The organism is Streptomyces sp. NPDC085927 (genome assembly GCF_044540975.1).
GTDB classification, from domain to species: Bacteria; Actinomycetota; Actinomycetes; order Streptomycetales; family Streptomycetaceae; genus Streptomyces; species Streptomyces hirsutus.
In genome coordinates, this window is sequence record NZ_JBITSN010000004.1 from 162654 (window position 1) to 176981 (window position 14328).

General features: G+C 73.2%; 16 protein-coding genes. 10 read left to right on the forward strand and 6 right to left on the reverse strand.

Translation table 11 applies throughout. The features are described 5' to 3' along the window. The first annotated feature begins 231 nt into the window (after positions 1–231). The gene (locus tag ACIF80_RS12605; protein WP_399802976.1) at positions 232–894 is read left to right on the forward strand and encodes a transcriptional regulator; all 663 of its coding nucleotides are present in this window, start codon (positions 232–234) and stop codon (positions 892–894) included. 45 nt (positions 895–939) lie between these two features. Here the strand turns inward: ACIF80_RS12605 and ACIF80_RS12610 are convergent, their stop codons facing one another. From ACIF80_RS12610 to ACIF80_RS12630, 5 genes are all read right to left on the reverse strand, one after another. Further along, the gene (locus tag ACIF80_RS12610; protein ID WP_388443913.1) at positions 940–1176 is read right to left on the reverse strand and encodes a DUF6213 family protein; all 237 of its coding nucleotides are present in this window, start codon (positions 1174–1176) and stop codon (positions 940–942) included. 25 nt (positions 1177–1201) lie between these two features. Further along, positions 1202–2587 carry an NADP-dependent succinic semialdehyde dehydrogenase gene (locus tag ACIF80_RS12615; protein WP_399802980.1) on the reverse strand — a complete coding sequence of 462 codons (1386 nt, stop codon included), beginning with the start codon at positions 2585–2587 and terminating at the stop codon, positions 1202–1204. Positions 2588–2664: 77 nt separating this feature from the next. After that, on the reverse strand, positions 2665–3129 hold the full coding sequence (locus tag ACIF80_RS12620) for an NUDIX domain-containing protein (RefSeq protein ID WP_399802983.1): 465 nt from the start codon (positions 3127–3129) through the stop codon (positions 2665–2667). Further along, positions 3126–4679, reverse strand: a complete 1554-nt coding sequence (locus ACIF80_RS12625; protein WP_399802986.1) for an ATP-dependent DNA ligase — start codon at positions 4677–4679, stop codon at positions 3126–3128. The genes ACIF80_RS12620 and ACIF80_RS12625 overlap by 4 nt, the downstream gene beginning before the upstream one ends. A 59-nt stretch (positions 4680–4738) precedes the next feature. Beyond that, positions 4739–5749: an NAD(P)/FAD-dependent oxidoreductase gene (locus ACIF80_RS12630; RefSeq protein WP_399802988.1), complete on the reverse strand. Its 1011-nt coding sequence runs from the start codon at positions 5747–5749 to the stop codon at positions 4739–4741. Positions 5750–5826: 77 nt separating this feature from the next. Between ACIF80_RS12630 and ACIF80_RS12635 the strand changes: the two genes are divergently transcribed. From ACIF80_RS12635 to ACIF80_RS12660, 6 genes are all read left to right on the forward strand, one after another. Further along, the gene (locus ACIF80_RS12635; RefSeq protein WP_399802990.1) at positions 5827–6399 is read left to right on the forward strand and encodes a helix-turn-helix domain-containing protein; all 573 of its coding nucleotides are present in this window, start codon (positions 5827–5829) and stop codon (positions 6397–6399) included. Positions 6400–6537: 138 nt separating this feature from the next. Continuing rightward, positions 6538–7515 (forward strand): NADPH:quinone oxidoreductase family protein, encoded by a 978-nt coding sequence (locus tag ACIF80_RS12640; protein ID WP_399802992.1) that lies wholly within the window; start codon positions 6538–6540, stop codon positions 7513–7515. Beyond that, positions 7512–8696 (forward strand): acyl-CoA dehydrogenase family protein, encoded by a 1185-nt coding sequence (locus ACIF80_RS12645; RefSeq protein ID WP_399802995.1) that lies wholly within the window; start codon positions 7512–7514, stop codon positions 8694–8696. Before ACIF80_RS12640 ends, ACIF80_RS12645 begins: the two co-directional genes overlap by 4 nt. Before the next feature lie 47 nt (positions 8697–8743). After that, positions 8744–9856 carry an acyl-CoA dehydrogenase family protein gene (locus tag ACIF80_RS12650; RefSeq protein WP_399803924.1) on the forward strand — a complete coding sequence of 371 codons (1113 nt, stop codon included), beginning with the start codon at positions 8744–8746 and terminating at the stop codon, positions 9854–9856. Positions 9857–10090: 234 nt separating this feature from the next. Continuing rightward, positions 10091–10954, forward strand: coding sequence for a phosphatidylinositol-specific phospholipase C/glycerophosphodiester phosphodiesterase family protein (locus tag ACIF80_RS12655; RefSeq protein WP_399802997.1), 864 nt, complete (start codon positions 10091–10093; stop codon positions 10952–10954). A gap of 110 nt (positions 10955–11064) precedes the next feature. Then, positions 11065–11259 carry a hypothetical protein gene (locus ACIF80_RS12660; protein ID WP_399803000.1) on the forward strand — a complete coding sequence of 65 codons (195 nt, stop codon included), beginning with the start codon at positions 11065–11067 and terminating at the stop codon, positions 11257–11259. A 66-nt stretch (positions 11260–11325) separates the two neighbouring features. Here the strand turns inward: ACIF80_RS12660 and ACIF80_RS12665 are convergent, their stop codons facing one another. Then, complete coding sequence (locus ACIF80_RS12665; RefSeq protein WP_399803002.1) at positions 11326–11724, reverse strand: luciferase family protein; 399 nt, start codon at positions 11722–11724, stop codon at positions 11326–11328. A gap of 96 nt (positions 11725–11820) precedes the next feature. On the opposite strand from ACIF80_RS12665, the gene ACIF80_RS12670 reads away from it, so the two are divergent. The 3 genes from ACIF80_RS12670 (at position 11821) to ACIF80_RS12680 (ending at position 14179) form a co-directional block, all read left to right on the forward strand. Beyond that, entirely contained in the window at positions 11821–12186 is a 366-nt protein-coding gene (locus ACIF80_RS12670; protein WP_399803004.1) for a DUF4180 domain-containing protein, read from the forward strand. 128 nt (positions 12187–12314) lie between these two features. After that, on the forward strand, positions 12315–12899 hold the full coding sequence (locus tag ACIF80_RS12675; RefSeq protein ID WP_399803006.1) for a TerD family protein: 585 nt from the start codon (positions 12315–12317) through the stop codon (positions 12897–12899). A 452-nt stretch (positions 12900–13351) separates the two neighbouring features. Next, on the forward strand, positions 13352–14179 hold the full coding sequence (locus ACIF80_RS12680; RefSeq protein ID WP_399803009.1) for a hypothetical protein: 828 nt from the start codon (positions 13352–13354) through the stop codon (positions 14177–14179). Positions 14180–14328: the final 149 nt, after the last annotated feature.

Genomic DNA, 14328 nt, shown 5'->3' on the forward strand with positions numbered 1-14328 from the left:
GGGCGGGGGCCTCGTTTCGGCCGGGGGGGGGGGGGGGGGGGGTTGGTGGGGGGGGGGGGGGGGGGGGGGGGGGGGGGGCCCGGCGCGGCGGCCCCCCCCCCCCCCCCCCCCCCCCCGCCGCTCCGTCGCGCGGCCGGGTCCCCGTGGGTGACGTCCGCCCGGCTCCTGGGGGACCATGGTGGGGGAGCCGGTCGTCCCACGGACCGGCCGACCGACGTGACGGAGACCGCGATGACGCGCACGGCCCGGGAACTGCTGGAGACGATCACGCGGGAACTGGCCCCGGACCCCCGGTCCAACCCGCTCGTACCACTGATCGCCCGTGGTGAGGCCGACCGGGACACCCTGGCCGCGCTCGCCCTGGAACAGAGCTGGGTGATCCCCGCCGACCGCCGCGCGTTCCAGCACCTGGCGGACCGCTCCGCGGACCAGCCGCGGGCCGCCGCCCACTTCACCGCCCTGGCCGAGGGCGAGGACCTGGCGGCGGCACGGCTGGACGCCTTCGCCGCGGCCTGCGGCGTGGACCGGGAACGAGCGGCGGCGTACGACCCCCTGCCGGGCTGCCAGGCCTACCCCGCCTACGTCGCCTGGCTGGCCCTCAACGCGGCACCGGCGGACGCCGTCCTCTCGGTGACCGCCAACTTCTCGGCCTGGGGCGGCTACTGCGCCACCATCGCCGAGGCGCTGCGCACCCACTACGGCTTCACGGACGAGGCCTGCGGATTCTTCGACTTCTTCGCCGAACCGGCCCCCGGCCTGGACCGGACGGCGGCCGGAGCGGTCCAGGACGGCCTGGACACGGGCCGCCTCAACGAGAGCCTGGCGCGGGGGTACGGCCACCTGCTGCAGAGCTACGAGTCGCTGTTCTGGAGGACGCTGCTCCGGCCGGTCTGAGCACGCGGCCGGCGGACCGCCGCCCGCGCTTCTCCGGGGCAGGCTTCAGGCCCTGCTCCCGCTGCTGTGGGCGATGCACGCCACGTCGATCCGGTCGGCCAGTTTCGCCAGTTCGATGGTGAGCGCGGCGACCGTGTCCTCGTCGAGCCGGTCGTCGCCGGACTCCACGAGATGCAGCCACCGCCCGCCCATCGTGCGCAGCAATTTGCTCACGTCCGCCGCGGAGACCTGCAAGGTACCGCGGTGGTCGACGATCAGAGGCAGAGTCACTTCGCGGTTCACAGATCGGATCGTAACCGCGGGAGCGTCACGCACCGTGCCAAACCGTGGTGATGTTGCAGAACTCGCGGATTCCGTGCCCGGACAGCTCACGCCCGTACCCGGACCGCTTGACCCCGCCGAACGGGAGCGCCGGATGGGACGCCGTCATCCCGTTCACGAAGACGCTGCCCGCCTCCAGGTCCCGGACGAACCGGCCGACCTCGGCCTCCTCCTGTGTCCAGACGTTGGAACTCAGGCCGAACGGGGAGTCGTTGGCGATCAGCACCGCCTCGTCCAGGTCGGCCGCCCGGTACAGCGTGGCGACCGGGCCGAAGGCCTCCTCCCGGTGGATGCGCATGTCACGGGTGATCCCGGCCAGGACGGTCGGCGGGTAGTACCAGCCGGGCCCGTCGGGGAGTTCGCCGCCGCACAGCACGTGCGCCCCGGACCGTACGGCGTCGTCGACCAGCTCCGTCAGGTCCTTCCGGCCCTGCTCGCTGGCGAGCGGGCCGACATCCGTGTCCTCGTCCATGGGGTCGCCGGTCGTCAGTGCCCGCATGCCCCGGGTGAAGCGTTCGGCGAACGCGTCGTAGACATCCGTGTGCACGATGAACCGCTTGGCGGCGATGCAGGACTGCCCGGTGTTCTGCACCCGCGCGGTGACCGCGACCTCGGCGGCCCGGTCCAGGTCGGCGGAGGGCATGACGACGAACGGGTCGCTCCCGCCCAGCTCCAGCACCGTCTTCTTGATCATTTCCCCGGCGGTGGAGGCCACCGCGCGTCCCGCGGGCTCACTGCCGGTGAGGGTGGCCGCCCTGACCCGCTCGTCCCGCAGGATGTCGTCGACCGCGGCGGAGCCGATGAGCAGGGTCTGGAAACAGCCCTCGGGAAAGCCCGCCCGGTGGAACAGGTCCTCCAGGTACAGGGCGGTCTGCGGCACGTTCGAGGCATGCTTGAGCAGGCCCACGTTGCCGGCCATCAGCGCGGGCGCGGCGAACCGTACGACCTGCCACAGCGGGAAGTTCCACGGCATGACGGCGAGCACCGGGCCGAGCGGCCGGTAGCGCACCAGGACCCGGGAGGCGCCGGAGTCCTTCACGTCGGACGGGTCGGGCTCCTCGTCGGCGAGAAGGTCCGCCGCGTGGTCGGCGTACCAGCGCATCGCCTTGGCGCACTTGGCGGCCTCCGCGCGGGCCTGCCCCACGGGCTTGCCCATCTCGGTGGTCATCACCTCGGCGATGCTCCGCCGGTCCTCGTCGAGGAGGTCGGCGGCCCGGTGCAGCAGACGGGCGCGCTCCTCGAAGGCCGTCGTCCGGTACGTGCGGAACGTGGCCTCCGCGAGCTGGAGCCGGCGCTCGGTCTCCTCCTCGCCCATGGCCTCGTAGGTCCTGAGCGTCTCGCCGTTCGCCGGATTCACCGTTGCGATGGGCATGGCTGGCCTCCCTGGGGACGGGGCGTGCATGTCGACCCTCCCGCGCCACGGTGGGCGTCGCAACGCGGAAGGGTTCCTCAGCGTGAGTGCTCCGCCAAGCGGTCGAGAAACGTCGCCTGGGCGGAGACGACCAGTTCCCGCGCCCGGTCCAGGGGAAGCCACTCCACCCGGTCCAGCTCCGGGAACTCCTGAATCCGGCCCGATTTCGGCGGCCACTTCATCCGGAAGGTGCCGGGCACGACGGCCGCCGGGTCGAGGTCGCCCTCGACGGCCCAGGCCGTGACGGTCTTGCCGCCCGACTGCCGGACCTCGCCGAGCGGCACGGCCTCCCCGTCGGGCGGCGGCAGGCCCAGCTCCTCCTCGAACTCCCGGCGCGCCGCGTCCCAGGCCGTCTCACCGGCGTCGTACTCGCCCTTCGGCACGGTCCACGCGCCGGCGTCCCGACGGGCGAAGAACGGGCCGCCCATATGACCGAGCAACACCTCGAGCCCGTGATCGGTGTGCCGGAACACCAGCAGGCCCGCGCTTCGGGCGCCCGTCACGGGACTGTCCCCGGGTGAGCGGCGAGCAGGGTCTCCACCGTGTCCGCCTCGTCCGGGCGCTTGTCCTCGCGGTAGCGGACCACCCGGGCGAAGCGCAGGGTGATACCGGCCGGGTAGCGGGTGGAGCGCTGGAGGCCGTCGTAGGCGATCTCCACGACGAGTTCCGGACGCACGGTGACGACGTACGCGCCCGGGTCGCTTCCGCCGGGGCCGGTGGCCAGTTCGCGCAGCCGTTCGGTCTGCCACGTCAGCATGGCGTCGGTCATCCCCTTGAAGGTCTTGCCGAGCATCACGAAGCCGCCGTCGGCGGTGCGGGCGCCCAGGTGCAGGTTGGACAGCTTGCCGGTACGGCGTCCGTGGCCCCACTCGGCCGCCAGCACCACCAGGTCGAGCGTGTGCACGGGCTTGACCTTCAGCCAGGACGCGCCGCGCCGCCCGGCGCTGTAGGGGGCGTCGAGTCCCTTGACCACGACCCCCTCGTGACCGCGCGCCAGCGTGTCGGCGAGGAAGTCCTCCGCCGCCCGTACGTCCTGGGGCCCGGACACCCTGGTGCCCCGTACCCGCATGGCCTGCGGCACCAGCCGGGCCAGCTCCGCGTGCCGGTCGGCGAAGGGGAGATCCAGCAGGTCACGGCCGTCGACGGACAGCACGTCGAAGAAGACGGGGGAGACGGGCACGTCCCGGGCGGCCGTGGCCACGTCCACCCGGGAACCGACCCGTCCGGAGATCTCCTGGAACGAGCGGGGCCGCTGCCGCTCGTCGAACGAGACGACCTCACCGTCCAGGACGAACCGCTCGCCCGGCAGCGCCCGTGCCGCCGCCGTCACTTCGGGCAGCCGGTCGGTGATGTCGTCCAGGGCGCGGGTGTGCACGCGCACCGTGTCGCCGTCGCGGTGCACCTGGACGCGGATGCCGTCCAGTTTCTCCTCGACCGCCGCCGCCCCCAGTTTCCCCACCGCCTCGGCGACCGAGGAGGCGCTGTGCGCCAGCATCGGCAGCACGGGGTGCCCCACCGTGAGACGGAACCGCCCCAGTGCCTCGGGGCCGTCGGCCAGCAGGGCACCGGCCACGGCCTGCAGCGAGCCCGCCAGCATCACCGCCCGCCGCACCTCGGCCGCCGGTGCCCCGGTCGCCCGCGCCAGTCCCTCCACGGCGACCGCGTCCAGGGCCCCCTGCCGGACCTCGCCGCTGAGCAGAGCGAGCAGGAACCGCTGCTCGTCCTCGGTCGCCGCGCCCAGCAGCTCCCCGACCAGCAGGGCCCGCTCGGCCTGCGAACCGGGGCCGGACACCCCGGCGAGCCGGCCGAGCAGGGCGTCGACGGCGCGGACGGTCAAGGTCGCCCGCTCCGCCGGGGCGACCGGCCGGCTCAGCGTCTTCCAGCCCACGCCGATCCGGCCCTGCGGCAGCCGTCCCGCCAGATACGGGATGACGACGGGGACGTCGTCCGCCTCCGCGTCCCGGAACAGCTCCGCGAGCAGCGCGATCTTCCGGGACCTCGCCGAGGTGGCGGCGACCTCCTGCGACACACGGGCCAGTCGGGACAGCAGCATGCAGCCATGGTGCTACGGGGCCCGGCGGTCCACATCCGGATCGCCGAAGCAGCCGCGGATCAGGCGGTCACCGCGGCGTCCAGGTCCGTCATCAGCAGATCCCCGACGATCGCCGCCGCCGCCCGGTAGCCCCCGCTCGCCGCGTGGACGACCTGTTCGGCGAAGCCGACCGCGTTGCCCGCCGCCCAGACGCCCGGCACCGAGGTCAGGCCCGTCGGGTCCACGACCGGGTACGCGCCGAGCGGGGTCTCGGACAGCTCGGCGCCGAGCCGCTCCAGCAGGCCCGTCCGCGGCACGGGGCGCGGCCCGACGTACAGCACGGAGCGGGCGTGGACGGAGCCGTCGGCGAGGCGGACGCCGGTGAGCCGGTCCTCCTCGACCACCAGTTCCGCGACCTCGCCGGGCACCACACCGACGCCGGCCGCGGCCAGCCGGCGCAGGTCCTGGTCGGACAGTTCCTCCTCCGCGACCGTGTGCAGGAAGAAGGTGACGTCCTTGGACCACCGGGACACCATCAGCGCCTGGTGCACACTCATGGCGCTGGAGGCGAGCACCCCGAACGACTGGTCGCGGACCTCCCAGCCGTGGCAGAACGGGCAGTGCAGCACGTCCCGCCCGAACCGTTCGGCGACCCCGGGGACAGTGGGCAGCTCGTCCTTCAGCCCGGTGGCGACGACCAGCCGCCGCGCGCGGACGGTCCGGCCGTCGTCCAGCAGTACGGCGAACCCCGCGCCACTGGTGCCGGTGCCGTTCCGGGTCACGTCCGTCACCCGGCCCGCGAGCAGTTCGACGCCGTAGCCCGCGATCTCCTCACGGCCGGCGGCCAGGAACGCGGCCGGTGACATCCCGTCCCGCGACAGATAGCCCTGCATGTGGGACGAGGGCGCGTTGCGCGGCTCGCCCGCGTCGACGACCAGGGTCCGCAGCCGGGCCCGGCCGAGCACCAGCGCGGCGGACAGCCCGGCCGCACCACCTCCGACCACCACCACGTCGTAGCCGGTGCCGGTGCCGTCCGTCCCTCCGGTCCCGTGCGTGCGTCCTTCGCGGGCCTTCCCGCTCTTCTCGGTCATGGTGACCACCTCCACGTCGACCGTCGCCCGAGTACTGCCGGATTGACAAATGCCTTTGCCGATCCTGCAATATCCGTATGACTACCGACGACGTTCTCGCGGATGTGGGTCCCCGGCTGAGGCGGATCAGGAAGGAGCGGGAGGTGACCCTCTCAGGGCTGTCCGAGGCGACCGGCATCTCCGTGAGCACCCTCTCGCGGCTGGAGTCCGGACTGCGCAAACCCAGCCTGGAACTGCTGCTGCCGATCGCGCAGGCCCACCAGGTGCCGCTGGACGAACTGGTGGGGGCGCCACCGGTCGGCGATCCGCGCATCCGCCCCAAGCCGTTCCAGCACTGCGGACGCACCCACTGGCCGCTCACCCGCCAGCCCGGCGGGCTCCAGGCGTACAAGGTGCTCGAACCGCAGCGCACGTTCGAGCCGGAGCCCCGCACGCACGAGGGTTACGAGTGGCTGTACGTGCTGTCCGGCAAGCTGCGACTGGTCCTGGGTGAGCACGACGTGGTGCTGACGGCGGGGGAGGCGGCGGAGTTCGACACGCGTGTGCCGCACGCCTTCGGGTCGACGGGGGAGGGGCCGGTGGAGTTCCTCAGCCTGTTCGGTCCGCAGGGGGAGCGGATGCACGTACGGGCACGTCCCAAGCGGTCCTGACGGACGAGGCGCCCCTCGGCGGACCGGGGCGCGGAAGGCCGTGACGTACGAGACGGTTCCCTGAAGGCAAGCGACCGCTTAGTATGCGGGGGACCCGGTCAGGCGAACCCGACGTTCACAGTCCCGTGGAGGCTCCGCATGCAGGCATGGCAGGTGCACGAGATCGGCGAGCCGGGCGAGGTGATGAGCCTCGCGGACGTGGAGCGGCCCACGCCCGGTGAGGGCCAGGTCCTGCTGAAGGTGCGTGCCGCGAACATCAACTTCCCGGACGCGCTGATGTGCCGGGGCCAGTACCAGGTCAGGCCGCCGCTGCCGTTCACCCCGGGCGTGGAGATCTGCGGCGAGACCGAGGACGGGCGCCGGGTGCTCGCCAATCCCGCGCTGCCGTACGGCGGTTTCGCCGAGTACGCCGTCGCGGACGCCGCCGGACTGCGCTCCGCCCCGGAAGCACTGGACGACGCCGAGGCCGCGGCCCTGCACATCGGCTACCAGACCGGCTGGTTCGGGCTGCACCGCCGGGCCGGCCTGGAGGCCGGGGAGACGCTGCTCGTGCACGCCGCCGCGGGTGGGGTCGGCAGCGCGGCCGTGCAGCTCGGCAAGGCCGCCGGCGCCACCGTCATCGGCGTGGTCGGCGGCGGGGCGAAGGTCTCCGTCGCCCGCGAACTGGGCTGCGACGTGGTGATCGACCGGCGTGAGCAGGACGTCATCGCCGCGGTGAAGGAGGCCACCGGCGGCCGGGGCGCCGACGTGATCTACGACCCGGTCGGCGGAGAGGCCTACGCCCAGTCCACCAAGGTCGTGGCCTTCGAGGGCCGGATCGTGGTCGTCGGCTTCGCGAGCGGTGCGATTCCCAGCCCGGCGCTGAACCACGCCCTGGTGAAGAACTACTCGGTCCTCGGCCTGCACTGGGGCCTCTACAACACCAGGAACCCGAAGCTGGTCCAGCACTGCCACGAGCAGCTTCTGGAGCTGGCCGCCCGGGGCGCCGTCAAGCCGCTGGTGAGCGAGCGCGTGCCGCTGACCGGTGCCGCCGGCGCCGTGCAGCGGGTCGCGGACGGTGTCACCACCGGACGCGTCGCCGTGCTGCCCGCAGCGGAGAACGGAGCCGTCGCATGACCGACGCAGCCGAACTGAGGCGGCGCACCCAGGAGTTGCTGGCCGCGCAGCCGCCCGCCGGCACCGCCCGCCTCGACTTCCTGCGGGCCCGCTTCGACGCGGGACTCGCCTGGGTGCACTACCCCGAAGGGCTCGGCGGACTCGGCGCCCCGCGGTCCCTCCAGGCCGTCGTGGACGCCGAACTGGAGGCCGCCGGGGCGCCCGACAACGACCCGCGGCGCATCGGCATCGGCCTGGGCATGGCCGCGCCGACGATCCTGCAGTACGGCACGGAGGAGCAGCGGCGGCGCTTCCTGCGGCCGCTGTGGACCGGCGAGGAGGTCTGGTGCCAGCTGTTCAGCGAGCCGGGCGCCGGATCCGACCTGGCGGCCCTGGGCACCCGGGCGGTCCGTGTGGACGGGGACGGCTGGGTGGTCGACGGGCAGAAGGTGTGGACCTCCAGCGCCCATGCCGCCCGCTGGGCCATCCTCATCGCCCGCACCGACCCGGACGTGCCCAAGCACCGGGGCATCACCTACTTCGTCTGCGACATGACCGACCCCGGCGTCGAGGTACGGCCACTGCGCCAGATCACCGGTGAGGCCGAGTTCAACGAGGTCTTCCTCACCGGCGTCCGCATCCCCGACTCCCACCGGCTCGGCGAGACCGGCGACGGCTGGCGGGTCGCGCAGACCACGCTCAACAACGAACGCGTGGCCATCGGCGGCATGCGGCTGCCCCGGGAGGGCGGCATGATCGGCCCGGTCGCGAGGACCTGGCGCGAACGTCCCGAACTGCGCACCCACGACCTGCACCAGCGCCTGCTCGGGCTCTGGGTGGAGGCCGAGGTCGCCCGGCTCACCGGCGAACGCCTGCGCCAGCAGCTCGTCGCGGGCCAGCCGGGCCCGGAGGGCGCCGGGATGAAACTGGGCTTCGCCCGCCTCAACCAGCAGATCAGCGGCTTGGAGGTGGAACTCCTCGGGTCCGAGGGCCTGTTGTACGACGACTGGACCATGCGGCGCCCCGAACTGGTCGACTTCACCGGTCGCGAGGCCGGCTACCGCTACCTCCGCTCCAAGGGCAACAGCATCGAGGGCGGGACCAGCGAGGTCCTGCTGAACATCGTTGCCGAGCGCGTCCTGGGCCTCCCGGCCGAGCCGCGTACCGACAAGGACGTCGCCTGGAAGGACCTGGCCCGATGAGCACGACGAGCCCGACGAGCCCGACGAACGCCGGCCCGGAGAGTCCGGTGAGCACCCGGCCCGATCTCCTCTACTCGGAGGAGGAAGAGGCGCTGCGCGCCGCCGTCCGGGACCTGCTCACCGACCACTGCGACGCGGCCCGGGTGATCTCCCGCACCGAGTCGGACACCCCGCACGACCTGTCCCTGTGGAAGGCGCTCGCCGACGGCATGGGCCTCGCCGGGCTGCTGGTGCCCGAGGACCGCGGCGGCCAGGGCGCCACGCACCGGGAGGCCGCGGTCGTCCTCGAGGAACTGGGGCGGGCCGTCGCCCCCGTGCCCTACCTGACCAGCGCCGTCGTGGCCACCGAGGCGCTGCTGGCCTGTGCCGACGGGGACGAGGTGCTCGCCTCGCTGGCGTCCGCGCGCCGGATCGGTGCCCTCGCCGTCCCTCTGCACACCGCCCCGGGTACGTCCTTTCCCGCCGTCCGTGCGGCGGACGGCGTCCTGCGCGGCGAGCTGACCGGCATCGCGGACGCGGCCGCGGCCGACGTGCTGCTCGTCCCGGCGGACGACGGCGGGCTGTACGCCGTCGAGGCGGACGCCGCCGGCGTCACCGTCACCGGGCAGACGTCCCTGGACCTGACCCGCCCCCTGGCCCGCGTCACCCTGGACGACGCCCGGGGGCACCGGGCGGGCGACGCCGGACCCGCCGTACGACGCGCTCTGCGCGCGGGTGCCGGACTGCTGGCCTCGGAACAACTCGGGCTGGCCGAATGGTCGTTGACGGAGACCGTCCGCTATCTGAAGGACCGGAGGCAGTTCAACCGGCCGGTGGGCGGTTTCCAGGCGCTCAAGCACCGGCTCGCCCAGCTGTGGCTCGAGGTCGTCAACCTCCGTGCCACGGCCCGCAACGCGGCGGACGCGCTGGCCACCGAGGCGGCGGCCGCGGGTGACGGGGCCGATGCGGCCGTCGCCGTCGCTGTCGCGCAGGCCTACGCGGGCCAGGTCGCCGTCCACGCCGCCGAGGAGGCGCTGCAGCTGCACGGCGGCATCGGGATGACCTGGGAGCACCCGGTCCACCTGTACCTGAAGCGGGCCAAGGCCGACTCGATCGCCTACGGTACGGCGGGCGCCCACCGCGAGGAACTGGCCGAACTCGTCGACCTGCGGTCACCCTGACACCTCGTCACCCGCCTCTCCACACCGTCGAATCAGCCGGGCACGGGTACTCACGCCCGGCCGGACGTCCCACGGGAGAGCCCGCCGTGACGGCGGGCTCTCCCGTGCGTCCGGCTTCCCGCGAGGTGAACGTGCGACGGCGGATCGGCCAACTCGCGTCACAGCCCTGCTCCTTGGGTACGCGCGGACCTCATACTCCAGAGGTCCCCGTACACCATTCCAGGGAGGCGGAGCATGGCCCTCACCACCCGTCGCAGAGCCCTCACCACCCTCGGCACCACCCTCGCGGCCTCGTTCGTCCTGCCGGCCACCCAGGCACTGGCCGGTGAACACGGGTACCGTCCGCGGCCGTTGTGGCGGGCCCACGCCCACAACGACTACGAGCACCCGCGTCCCCTCCTCGACGCCCTCGACCACCGCTTCGGCAGCGTCGAGGCCGACATCCACCTCGTCGGCGGCCGACTCCTCGTCGCCCACGGCCCCGAGGACCTCGACCCGTCCCGCACTCTCGAGTCCCTCTACCTCGACCCGCTCACCGCCCGTGTGCGGGCCCACCGCGGGTCGGTGTACCGGGGGCACCGCACGCCGCTCCAGCTGCTCATCGACATCAAGACCGAGGGCGCGTCCACCTACCTCGAACTCCACCGCCGTCTCCGGCGGTACCGGCACCTGTTCACCACCTACGCGGGCGGCCGGGTGCTGCCCGGTCCGGTCACCGCCGTCGTCTCCGGCGACCGTGCCGCCCGCGCTCCCCTGGAGGCCCAGCGGGTGCGGCACGCCTTCTACGACGGCCGTCTGGCCGACCTCGGCGGCCCGGCCCGCTCTTCCCTGATCCCGCTGATCAGCGACAACTGGACGCTCCACTTCACCTGGCAGGGCGTCGGCGCGTTCCCCGCCGCCGAGCGGCGGAAACTGCACGGCATCGTGGGCACCGCGCACGGACGCGGCCAGGCGGTGCGGTTCTGGGCCACTCCCGACCTGCCGGGCCCCGCCCGGGACGCCCTGTGGGGCGAACTGGTCGCCGCGGACGTCGACCACCTCAACACCGACGACCTCGCAGGGCTGGAATCCTTCCTCGACGCGCACCGCCCGCGGTAAGCCGTAGACACCACACGTTCGGAGGACAGCTCAGCCGCCCGGACGAACCCTCCGCTACGCCACACTTGCGGCCGAACGCCGCGAAGCGGACGTGGCGGAGGAGGTTGACGATGGCCATTTCCATCTCTGTGGTGCTGCTGCTCGCGGTCCTGGCGGTGATCTTCCTGCGCAACGGCGGACTGAAGCTCTCCCACGGGATCGTCTGCCTGCTGCTCGGGTTCTGCCTGGCGGGCTCGGGCATCGCCCCCGCCATCCACAGCGGCCTGACGGTGACGGCGGACATCGTCAGCGGTCTGCGGCCGTGAGGGGGCCACGGGCCGCCGGCGCCGAAGGCTCCTGACCCGGTCCAGGGGCGGGGCCGGGGCGCCTTCTCAGCGTTCGGCCACCGGGTCGCGCGGCAGCACCGTGACCCGGTGGAAATTGCACCCGGAGGCCGTCGGTGCGGGGGAGGGGAGAGGGGCGGTCTGGTGGGCCTTGAGGGCGACGCTCACCAGGGTCAACAGCAGGTCGATGTCGGTGGCGCAGTCCAGATGCACCGTCACCCAGTTCGAGCCCGGGACCAGTTGGATCGCGGTCGAGGCGCTCAGGTCGTAGCGGAAGCGCTGGATGGCGCGGCGGGTCAGGTGGAGGTCGACGTCCCGTCCCGTGTGGAAGTGGACGACCTCGTCGCGGGCGAAACGGAGAGCTTGTCCGGTACCGCACCCCGCCTTGCAGACAGTGAGATCGGGCCAGGCCCGAAGTCGCTCCATGGCTTGCTGCGCCGGTGTCATGGCCTCATAGTGACCTGCTCACCGTGTGGCAACCAGTGGTTGGGCGTTTCGTAATCGATCAGTGAGGCGATGCGCTCACTCGCATATGATCGCATCATGACAGCCAGTCACCTCGAGGCCGTGCACGGAGTCTCCGTCCTCATGTGCGACAGGGACGGATCGAAACTGAGCGACGGGCAGAGCGCCCTCGATCTGATCGGTGACGCCCCGGGGTGTCGGGCCGACATGGTGGCCGTCCCGGTCGAGCGGGTGGCGGACGACTTCTTCGCCCTGCGTTCGGGCGTGGCCGGCGAGGTCGTGCAGAAGTTCGTCAACCACCGCATCCGCCTGGCGGTCATCGGCGACATCACCGCCCACGTGGCCGGCAGTGACGCCCTCCGCGACTTCGTGCGCGAGGCGAACCGGGGCAAGCACCTCTGGTTCGTCCCCGACCGCGCGGAACTCGAGGAGCGGCCGGCGTGAGGGCGGCGGTGGGAAGCCTCCCGGCGGAAGGCCCCGCCGTCCCTCCTCGGGGCCGGTCGCAGGGGACGGACAGAGCATCGGGCACACTTTGCGTGTTGTAGTCCGTCTTGATGAAGGATGACCCGCTCATGATCACGCTTACGAAGGAAGACGGCCCGGCGGACCTGGACGGAGTGACCCACCTGTCCATCGGGGCCTCCTGGGACCCGACCGCCGGCAGCAGCGGTGGGGTGCTGGGCAAGCTGCGCCGCAAGACCGGCACGGACCTCGACCTGATCGCCATCGCCATGCAGGGCGGCGACCCGGTGCGCCTGGCGGGTCTCGACTCGCTCGATCCCCTGGGCAACGGCGCGTTGGTGCACAGCGGCGACAACCAGACCGGGCACGGCGACGGGGACGACGAGACCGTGACCGTCGAGTTCGCCCGGATCCCGTCCAACATCACGGCGATCGTGTTCGCCGCCGCCGCCTACAAGAAGGGCAGTGCCTTCCAGAAGGCGCGCAACATCAGTTTCAAGGTCTACGACGCCACCGGGGGCAGCACCCAGCAGGTCGCCGACATCTGGCCGAGCCTGCTCACCCAGGACAACTGCTGCGCCGTGGCCAAGGCGGTCCGGGCCGGAGGCACCTGGAAGCTCGAGGTGATCAACGTGACGGGCAAGGTCAAGCAGGGTGACGAGCACGCCCTGATGCGGTTCGCTGTCAGCAAGTAACGAGAACGGCCGGCCGGGCCGGCCGTACAGACATGGGGGCGGGGCCGTGGTGAGCCAGGTGCTCTACGGCGAGCGGTCGAGGAATCCACTGGCACGGACCGTGGAACTGACCGGGGACCGGCTGCGCAGGGGCGGCAGGATCACGCCGTTGAGCGAGCTGAACCTCGGCGCCATGGCCGAGGCGTTCCACCGCGGATTCTGGCTCGGAGGCGGCGGGACGGAACGCCCCTTGGAGTGGCTTCCGGACGGAACCGGGGTGGGGGGGGGGGGGGGCGGCCCCCCCCCCCCCCCCCCCGCCGGGGGGGGGGGGGGGGGCCGCCGCGGGCGGCCCCCCCCCCGGGCGCGGGGGGGGGGGGGGGGGGGGGGCGGGCCCCCCGGGGGGGGGGGGGGGGGGGGGGCGGGGGGGGGGGGGGCCGCCCCCCCCCCCCCCCCCCCCCACCACGCCGTTGAAGGTGCGACAGGCCTCGGAGTTCGCCCGCACGCTCGGGGAACTGGCGGTCCGGCGGTGCGGTGGACCCGGCCAGGTGGCCGCTCTGGCGGCCCGGGCCCGTGCCGAGGGGGTGCCGCTGTGGATCGCGCGGCGGTTCGCGCAAGGCCCCGCCGGGCCGGTCACCGTCGCCGTGGACCGACGGCTGGTGCGCGTGGACGTGTGGGGGCCGGGCGCTCCCGTGGTGCGGATCCGGGCGCCACGCGGTTTCCACCCCGACAGCCCCGAACCCGACCAGGGCCTTCGGCTGACCGTCGGCGACGTCGCCGCGGTGCTGGTTCTCCGGAAGAAACTGCGCAAGTCCAGGAGTTCCGTGGAAGTGCGCCTGCCCGACCGGCACTGGGTGCTGTCGAGGAAGAACGCGGAGAGTTCGTGGCTCCTGCGCGACGAACGGCGTGCGGCTCTCCTCACCCGTCCCCCGCGTTGGCCGGCGCCGGAGCCGGACACGGTACTGCTGCCGTTGGCCCCCGTGCGGTACGAGAGCCCCGACCCGCTGGACGCCGTCATGGCGCAGGTCTTCGCCGTCGCCTTCGGGCTCGGGGACACGACCGGCTCGGCCCGGTTCCGGGCGGAGCGCCGCCCGGTGAACGGATACGAGCCGGCCGGCGCCGACGACGCGTCGTGGGACCGTCCCTGGTTCAGCAACCTCGGCAGGGGCAGGGACGACAACGAGCCCGGCGGCGGCGACGGCTGGGGATCGGACGGCGGCGACGGCGGGAGCGGCGACGGCGGCGGCAGTGACAGCGGTGGTGGTGACGGAGGCGGAGGCGGAGGTGGAGGCGGCGGGGATTAGCCGCGAGGCCCCGACCGCGTCGACGTCCCCTTCACCTCACCCCGGTGGCAGCAATCGGCAACCATGCCCCACTGCCCCACTGCCCCACTGCCCCACTGCCCCACTGCCCCGGCCACCGCACCCCACGGCGGACCGAATGGCCGGGACCG